Raw genomic sequence first — 1476 nt, forward strand, 5'->3', positions numbered from 1 at the left:
TGAAGTGCCCCATAATTGTTAGACAAGTAATTCTAACGATTATGGGGTTTTTCTATGACTAAATATTCAAGTATTTTTAAAATTACAGTTGTTCAAGAATATCAGTTGAAAGCTGTGTCGTTTAAGACACTAGGACAAAAATATGATATTGATCCGGCAATGATTAGAAAATGGTTTTATTTGGCAGAAGCGCAAGGATTAGAAGCCTTAAAAATCAAAAAACAATACCAAAAATACTCATTAGACGAAAAGTTAGCTGTGGTAGACTATTATCAAACTCATGAAGAGGGACTGTCTAAGGTAGCTGCTAGATTTAATCTGAATCCGTCTCAAGTAACTGTTTGGACACGGATTTTCAATGAACAAGGCGCTGTTGGACTACGTCCTAAACGTAAAGGAAGACCGTCTACGATGCCTAAAAAACCAGTAGCTAAGAATTTATATAAATTGACACCGACAGAGAAAGAAACATTAATCGCAGAAAATATGAAGTTACGTGCTGAGCTACATCAGGCACAAATGGAGCGTGACTTTTTAAAAAAATTGAGGGCCGTATCGAAGAACAAACATCTGCCGACAAAGCGTCAGTAGTGTATTCGCTGCGGCGTGAATATACTTTGACGGATCTCTTACAACTGGCTCAATTACCGCGAGCCACGTACTATGACCGTCTTAGGCGAAACTGTAAAACAGATAAATATGCCGAGCTGAAAGTCTTTATTCAAGAGACTTTCAAGAAATCTCATGAAACTTATGGTTATCGACGTATCCATATGGTGGCCCAAAAAGCTGGCTATCAAGTCTCACCCAATACAGTTCTACGTTTGATGGGTGAACTTGAATTAGCTTCAACTATTTATTCCCGACATACTAGTGGATATCATTCTTATAAGGGACACACTGGAACTGTGAACGATAATTTGCTCAAACAATCTTTCACTGCGACAAAACCTTTTACTGTGATGCACACAGATATCACTCAAGTAAAATTAACTAATCAGACTTGGGGATATATCTCAGCTATCATCGACGAAGCCAGTCGTGAAGTAATCACGATTGTGATTACTGACCATGCCAATCTTGAACAGTTATCATTAACCATTGACGATTTTGCTCTTAAATTGCCGATTGATGCGACACCGATCATTCATTCGGACCAGGGGTGGCAATATCAACATCTGGATTTACCAAAATGCAATGGCACAACTTGAAGTTATACCAAGTATGTCCCGCAAGGGAAATTGCCACGATAATGCACCAATGGAGAGTTTCTTTAGCCTGTTGAAACGTGAATGCTTATATCGTAAATCAATCGTTGACCTCGATGAACTGAAACAAACTGTCGCTGAATATGTTTTTTGGTATAACACTAAACGAATTTCATTAAATAAAAATGGCCTGACCCCGGTAGAATACCGAGAACAGGCCATTGCCTAAACTAAATATGAATTTGTCTAACTTTTTTGTTGCACTTCA

3 protein-coding genes are annotated in these 1476 nt (G+C 38.2%); all 3 read left to right on the forward strand.

The annotated features are described in order from the left end of the window. Window positions 1-54 precede the first annotated feature (54 nt). Genes ACG95_RS13885 through ACG95_RS14495 form a run of 3 tightly spaced genes read left to right on the forward strand, consistent with a single transcriptional unit; the run spans window position 55 to window position 1437 of the window. Window positions 55-591 (forward strand): helix-turn-helix domain-containing protein, encoded by a 537-nt coding sequence (locus ACG95_RS13885; RefSeq protein ID WP_048001094.1) that lies wholly within the window; start codon window positions 55-57, stop codon window positions 589-591. A 26-nt stretch (window positions 592-617) separates the two neighbouring features. Beyond that, complete coding sequence (locus ACG95_RS13890) at window positions 618-1211, forward strand: IS3 family transposase (protein WP_152668359.1); 594 nt, start codon at window positions 618-620, stop codon at window positions 1209-1211. Beyond that, window positions 1198-1437, forward strand: coding sequence for an IS3 family transposase (locus tag ACG95_RS14495; protein WP_160300371.1), 240 nt, complete (start codon window positions 1198-1200; stop codon window positions 1435-1437). Before ACG95_RS13890 ends, ACG95_RS14495 begins: the two co-directional genes overlap by 14 nt. The last annotated feature ends 39 nt before the right edge of the window (window positions 1438-1476 follow it).

The sequence above is a fragment of the Lactiplantibacillus herbarum genome (genome assembly GCF_001039045.1).
In the GTDB taxonomy this organism is placed as follows: domain Bacteria; phylum Bacillota; class Bacilli; order Lactobacillales; family Lactobacillaceae; genus Lactiplantibacillus; species Lactiplantibacillus herbarum.

Coding starts and splice junctions, on each gene's coding strand:
- ACG95_RS13885 (WP_048001094.1), top strand. CDS start 55: ATGACTAAATATTCAAGTATTTTTAAAATTACAGTTGTTCAAGAATAT.
- ACG95_RS14495 (WP_160300371.1), top strand. CDS start 1,198: ATGGCACAACTTGAAGTTATACCAAGTATGTCCCGCAAGGGAAATTGC.